This is a genomic window from Arthrobacter sp. 05T442 (assembly GCF_056395945.1).
The window spans coordinates 139589-146352 of record NZ_JBFTKM010000010.1 but is presented as its reverse complement, the minus strand read 5'-3'; the positions used below and the strand labels follow the sequence as shown (position 1 = coordinate 146352).

Here is a 6764-nt window from a genome sequence, read left to right as displayed (position 1 = left end):
CTCGAGCTCATGCAACAATCACAGACCGTCGGCACCGTGCCGGCTGCCGAGCCAGAACAGGAGGACACCAACCCCGAACTGGCGCTCAGCGCCTAACCACCCCAAGAATCACGCAACAAACGCGTTACACCACACAAATGGACTTGACCCCTCAGGGGGTTCTCCACACCCAAGGTTTGCCGGGATTCCCCCTACCGGGCTGCACGTACGCCATCAGTCAGCGAGCCGGATCAACTCCGCCCCACCACTACCCAATGGTTGGCGCCGGCTGAGGATCGCTTCCCTCCGACTAATGAAGCTTCCATGTCTACGGTTGGGTGTTGGCGGCCATTGGGGATTGCCCACAGGCGGCCACTTCGGAGCCCGGTGGTGGCCAGAAGGCTTGCGCAGTCGTGGCGATCGATGATGCCCACAGACGGCCAGCCAAATCACAGGCGAATGAGCGCCGGAAACGCCCGACGCCCTCGGCGCCGCCACCATCGTCCGGCGACCTCGAGCGACTACTTGAGCTCGGGGGAGCGTCAAGGCCACGCGCCCATCCCGTCCGTCAACGCAGCTTCACGAGCGCGTCGTCAAGTCGGTCGGTACGCCACGGCCCTGCAGGGGCGCTTGAAGACCTGCCGCAAACCCAGAAGTGCTTCTCGGGCCCTGCCGCAGCTCATGGCGCCCGACTCAAGATCGTCCTGCCAACAGGCGGCCACCGCGACGGTCTATTGGTGACCACCGGCGGGCAATCGAGATGGTCGGCAGCGGGCGGACCCTTGGCCGCCTGTCAGCTTTTCCTAACGTCCCCTCACAGTTAGGGGCGCGCGCTGTAAACCTCCACGAAGATCATCCCTTCTAGCGAACCCGGTCGCCGGGCAATCTCACCGGCTAGGCATGACGTGGTTCAACGTCCATGGGACATCGATGGAGAAAACCCCGTCAGGCCACCGCGCGCGTTCTCTCGAGCATCTCCGTTCCAGGAGGGGTTCTTGGCGGTGGGCGGCCTAAGCGCCCTCTGGCGGCCGCCTCCAAGCCCGGTGCGGCGCTTGGGACCCTGGGGAGGGCAGACAGCCCCCGCGGGCTCCGCGTGTGCCCTCGGTGCCGACTGGCGGGCGCATCTGCGTGCTGCTCCAGCTTGCGTTAGAGCCCCAAATTCCCGCCGTGAGTAGGGCGGAGATTTGCGCCGTGCAAAACCAGCCCCGCTGACGGGCTGATGAGCCCGCATGTCCGCCGGCTGAACCCGATCGGACGCACGTTGCGATTCGTTGTTTCACGTGAAACGGCGGACACGTATCGATTGGGCACCGTCTTCGTCCTGGCGGCCCGGGGACCAATCGCCGTTACCGTGGCCCAAAACGGGCATGGTCTCTTGCGGCCGGCCGCTATTTCCGGCCCCGCCGGATATTGGCGCTGGCCAACCAGCGGGTTTAGGTCTGGAGACGACGAACCCGGCCGTAAGCAGGCCTATTCCGGTGGCGACCAGCGGCATGGACGTCGGTGGGAGCACCAACGCCGGTCCTGACGCCACGGACCAGGGAGCGCTGCAACTGCGGCCGGGAGCCACCGTTTCGGGGATTGAAGCATGTCTGCAAACGGCAAGGACAGGATACGCAGCGATCGCACGAGCCACCTATCAGTCGCGGCTCGGCTCCCACAGCAACGGCGCTGCAGTATCTTCAGCTCCGATAGGGACGGTTCCGCTCATGAGGGTCGGTCAAGGTGACATTCCCGGCCCTTGCGGCTCCGTTCGGAACACCGCCAAATCACGAAAGTCAGGAGCCGGAGCCTCTCCAGTAGGACTTCCAGGACACTCCAGTCCCATGCACGGAACATCACCGAAGTACACTGGCCAGTCCGGGATCCGTGCGCCATTGACGGCCCTTCACTTCATCGACGCTGCCTGGAACGAGCGGATGGCCGCCTAGGACGCATCCGCAGTTCTTTAGACGCACGGAAAGAGTCCGGGTGCCGTTCCGGTGAGACGGCCCACAGACGCCAGCAGGGCCTGTTTCACGTGAAACAGGCCCTGCTGGAGAGTCGGCGGGAACGGCGGACTACCCCGCCGTGCCGGGAGTCAGGACGTCCATGATCCGGTTGAGGTCCTCCACGCTGGCGAATTCAATGCTGACCCGTCCCTTTCGGGCACCGAGCGAAATTTTCACGTTGGTGTCCAGTCGGTCGGACAGCGATGAAGCCAAGTAATCGAGGCGCTCATGGCGTGCCCCGGGTCGGGGGATATTGTTTTTCGCCGTGGATGCGGGATTCTGGTAGAGCGTCACCGCTTCCTCCGTCGCGCGTACTGACATGCCTTCGGCGACGATCTTCTGGGCCAGCCGCTCCATGGCGGCGGCGTCGGGAAGTGCCAGAAGCGCACGCGCGTGACCGGCCGAAATCACGCTTGCTGCCACACGTCGCTGGACCAGCGGCGGAAGCTTGAGCAGCCGCAGCGTGTTCGATACCTGGGGACGGGAGCGGCCGATGCGGTCAGCCAGCTGTTCGTGCGTCGTGCCGAAATCCTCAAGCAGCTGCTGATACGCGGCAGCCTCTTCGAGCGGGTTGAGCTGGCTGCGGTGCAGGTTCTCCAGCAGGGCATCGCGCAGGAGGTCGTCGTCCGTGGTGTCGCGGACGATTGCAGGGATGGTTTCCAGCCCCGCGGCCTGCACTGCACGCCATCGGCGTTCACCCATGACGAGCTCATAGGGTTCGCCACCGTTTTCGGTGGATGTCCTCACCACAATTGGCTGCAGGACCCCGATTTCACGCACGGAATGAACCAGCTCCGCCATGTCGTCCTCATCGAACACGGAGCGTGGCTGCTTGCGGTTGGGGTGAATGTCCGTGACGGGTATTTCGGCGAAGCGGACACCAGGGACTTCGACGAGCTCCACGTCGGGGCGGCCGCCGGGCTCCCGGACAGGGTCCGCCGTCGCAGGGTTGCCGGATACCGCTTCCGCAGGTTGATTGGCCGGTACTGACTCCGCCGCGGGAGACTTTCGGGCAGGCGTCTTTTTCTTGACAGCCGACGCCGCCGTCGGAACAGCAGTCTCAGACCCAACCTCAGCGCCAGGGCCGGCAGCCGCAGGCACGGCTGCTTCTGCGGCTGCTTGTGAGGCTTCGGCGGCAGTCATCCTGGCTGAAGTCGGCTGCGGCGCTGCAGCATCCTGCCCGGGGGCGTCGGCGTCGGAAGTCCTCTTCCGGGCTTCGGGGAAAAAGAGATCCACGGGCCGGGACGGCGCAGAGCCGCTTCCAGAGGCGTTAGCCGAGGCGGAACTTGGAATGAGTGCGCCAAGTCCACGGCCGAGGCCGCGTCGCTTATCGCTCATGGATAAATCCCTCCAGTGGAAGAGCCCGGAGTCACCTGGCTCTGTCTAGTGCAACTTTTGAAAAGATTCTACCGTTCAGCGATTTCCGCTGCGGCTTCCAGATAGGACAGGGCACCACTGGAGGAAGGATCGTACGTCATCACGGTCTGCTGGTAGCTCGGGGCCTCGGAAATGCGCACGGAGCGCGGGACTACAGCACCCAGAACCTGCTCCGGGAAGTGCTCGCGGACCTCCGCCGCCACCTGGGCGGCAAGGTTCGTGCGTCCGTCGTACATGGTCAGAAGTATCGTCGAAACAACCAGATCGGCATTCAAATGCTTCTGGATCATCTCGATGTTCTTCAGGAGTTGGCTCAGGCCCTCCAGCGCATAGTACTCGCACTGGATGGGGATAAGCACCTCATTGGCCGCACAGAAGGCATTGACCGTCAGGAGGCCCAAGCTCGGTGGGCAGTCGATGAAGATGTAGTCGAGCCGTTCCTCGCCGTTTTTGGCACGTTCCTTGCAGTAGACATCGATGGCCCGCCGCAGCCGCTGCTCGCGTGCAACCAGGCTAACCAGCTCAATTTCCGCACCAGCGAGGTGGATAGTAGCCGGGGCGCAGATCAACTTGGCGATGTCGGGGCAAGGGGCCACAACGTCCTGCAGGGGGACGTCGTTGATCAGGACGTCGTAGATGCTGTCGACATCGGCATGGTGCTCGATGCCGAGCGCCGTGGAAGCGTTTCCCTGGGGGTCGATGTCGATGACCAGTACGTTGAGTCCCGCAGCAGCCAGGGCGGCGGCTATGTTGACCGTCGTGGTGGTCTTGCCAACGCCGCCCTTCTGGTTTGAAACGGTGAAGATGCGTGTCTTCTCCGGTTTCGGCAGTTCCCGGCCAAAGAGGCGTTCGCGGCGCTTATTTTCGTGAGCCAGCTCCCGCGCAATGGGGCTGGAGTCATCAATGGAGTCCAGCACGTTCCCGGTGCGGGAAACCGATGTTTCACGTGAAACACCCGCCATTCCACTGGTCTTCGCAACCGAAGCAGTGCGATTTCCGGAGTAGTCATGAGCGACTGCGGGCGCGCTGAACGCCCGTGCGGACCCCAGGGACACAAACGGGGGAATCCGTTGTGTGGAGGCTTCGCTACTGGTCACTGTGACACACTCACTCTCATTCGGCTTTGCTGCCGGTTACTAGCCTAACCTCTTCCCCTTGGACTCCGAGGGCACCGGGCCCGGTGCTAGGCAATCTTTTGAGGCTTATTCACTACGATTCGGACAACAGTCGTGGGTTCCTCGAGCAGGTCAGCACCCACCAGGACCACGGAGGTTTCAACGCCGCCCAGCTTCCGGATGATCTTTGCTGCCTTCTCTATTTCTTCCCCGGCACTGCGCCCCTTGATGGCCACCACTTCACCCTTGCCGGCAAGCAGCGGAATGGTCAGGCCGGCAAGGTTGGACAGGGCAGAGACGGCACGGGCGGTAACGACGTCGGCGTCCACCATTCCCACGGCAAGTTCGGCGCGGGTGCGCATGATCGTAACGTTGTCGAGGCCGAGGTCGTCTACGACCTCCTGCAACCAGATAACCCGGCGTTCCAGCGGCTCAATCAGCGTCAGTTCCAGATCCGGCCGGGCAATGGCGAGGCAAAGCCCGGGCAGGCCGGCACCGCTTCCGACGTCGGCAACGTGGCTCCCCGGGGCAATCTGGCTCTCGATGACAGCACAATTCAGCACGTGCCGGCTCCAAAGCCGCGGGACCTCGCGCGGACCGATCAGTCCCCGTTCAGTACCGGAAGTGGCCAGATGCTCGACATAGCGTTTCGCCAGCTCCAAGCGGTCGCCGAAGATCGACTGTGCTGCCTGCAGCTCGGCTGCCGTAATTTCAACCATCACACTCATCAACGGATTCAGTCCGCAGAAACAACGATGTGCCGGTCGGCACCTTCACCCTCGGACTCACTCACGAGCCCCAGGTCGGCGACGGCATCGTGCACAATCTTCCGTTCGTAGGCGCTCATCGGGGCCAGCGCCACAGCGTTGCCGGACTCCTTGACGGACGCGACGGCGTCTTCCGCGATCTTCTGCAGGTCGCCGGACCGTTCGGCACGGTAGCCGTTGATGTCCAGCACCAGGCGGGAACGGCTCTCCGTCGCTGACAGGACTGCCAGCCGCGTCAGCTCCTGAAGAGCTTCCAGGACCTCTCCGTCGCGGCCCACCAGGTTCTCCAGGCCGGTCGATTCTTCTTCAGAAACGATGGAAATGTAGGTCCGTCCGTTGCGGACCTCAATGTCGATGTCCCCGTCGATGTCCGCAATGTCCAGCAGTTCTTCGAGGTAATCCGCGGCGACGTCGCCTTCTTCTTCGAGGCGGCTTGCGGTAGCGCCCTTGGCGGGGCGGCCTTCCGAGTCCTGCACCGCATCTTGAGCGTCGTCCTGGTCCTCGGCCAACTCGGCAGAAATAGCGTGTTCAGTGCTCTCGGCGGACATTACTTCCTCTTCCTGTTTTTACGTTGCGGCTGGACGCGCTGGCTCTTGGCCTCCGCGGCGGCGACGGCAGCAGCTTCGGCTGCCTCGGCGTCCGCTTTCCTCGCGCCCACGAGGGGCAGCGCCGGCAGGCCGCGGGCGGCCCTGCGTTCGGCCAAGGCCTTGGCTGCGGGCGAACCCGGCGTCGGCATACGGCGGATCACGAAGAACTGCTGTCCCATGGTCCACAGGTTGGTGGTGGTCCAGTAGATCAGGACACCGATGGGGAAGTTGATGCCGCCCACGCCGAAGACGATCGGCAGGATGTAGAGCATCATTTTCTGCTGGCGCATGAACGGGCTCGCCATGGCCTCTTCGGACATGTTCTTTGCCATGATCTGCTTCTGCGTAATGAACTGTGACGCCGTCATGGCCAGGATCATTGCGATCGAAAGGATCCACACCGCAACCTCGCCGCCTGCGGTGCTGCCGTGCAGCAGCGATGCGGAGAGCGGGGCGCCGAAAATGCTCGACTCGTCGAACTGCTTGACCTGGTCGATGTTCATCGCACCGATGCCCGTGCCGCCGGCCTTGGCGGAGCTGATACCGGAGAGCACCTGGAACAGGGCGAAGAAGAACGGCATCTGGATCAGCATCGGAAGGCACGCCGAGAACGGGTTGGTGCCGTGCTTCTTGTACAGGGCCATCTGCTCCTGCGCCATGGCCTGGCGTGAGAGCTGATCGGTCTTGCCCTTGTATTTGTCCTGCATCTTCTTCAGGTCAGGCTGCAGCAGCTGCATGCCGCGCTGGGCCTTGATCTGCTTGACGAAGACGGGAATGAGGGCGGCGCGGATGACCAGCACCAGCCCGATGATGGAAAGCGTCCAGGTCCAGCCGTTGGCTGCCGGCAGGCCCATGAAGCTCAGCCCATCATGGAAGCCGATCATGATGGCGGAAACAAGCCACTTGAACGGGGCCAGAATTGTTCCAAAGATGTCCATACGTTATCCC

The 6764-nt window shown here is 63.2% G+C and carries 5 protein-coding genes; all 5 read right to left on the bottom strand.

All coding sequences use genetic code 11. The features are described from left to right. Positions 1–2039: 2039 nt before the first annotated feature. Complete coding sequence (locus tag AC1DES_RS11850) at positions 2040–3308, bottom strand: ParB/RepB/Spo0J family partition protein (protein WP_476895891.1); 1269 nt, start codon at positions 3306–3308, stop codon at positions 2040–2042. Between the two features lie 68 nt (positions 3309–3376). Further along, positions 3377–4444 (bottom strand): ParA family protein, encoded by a 1068-nt coding sequence (locus AC1DES_RS11845; protein WP_476895890.1) that lies wholly within the window; start codon positions 4442–4444, stop codon positions 3377–3379. Positions 4445–4530: 86 nt separating this feature from the next. Next, positions 4531–5181 (bottom strand): 16S rRNA (guanine(527)-N(7))-methyltransferase RsmG, encoded by a 651-nt coding sequence (rsmG, locus tag AC1DES_RS11840; RefSeq protein ID WP_476895889.1) that lies wholly within the window; start codon positions 5179–5181, stop codon positions 4531–4533. Positions 5182–5198: 17 nt separating this feature from the next. Beyond that, positions 5199–5777, bottom strand: a complete 579-nt coding sequence (locus AC1DES_RS11835; RefSeq protein WP_476895888.1) for a Jag family protein — start codon at positions 5775–5777, stop codon at positions 5199–5201. After that, positions 5777–6754 carry a membrane protein insertase YidC gene (gene yidC, locus AC1DES_RS11830; protein WP_476895887.1) on the bottom strand — a complete coding sequence of 326 codons (978 nt, stop codon included), beginning with the start codon at positions 6752–6754 and terminating at the stop codon, positions 5777–5779. The genes AC1DES_RS11835 and yidC overlap by 1 nt, the downstream gene beginning before the upstream one ends. Positions 6755–6764 lie beyond the last annotated feature (10 nt).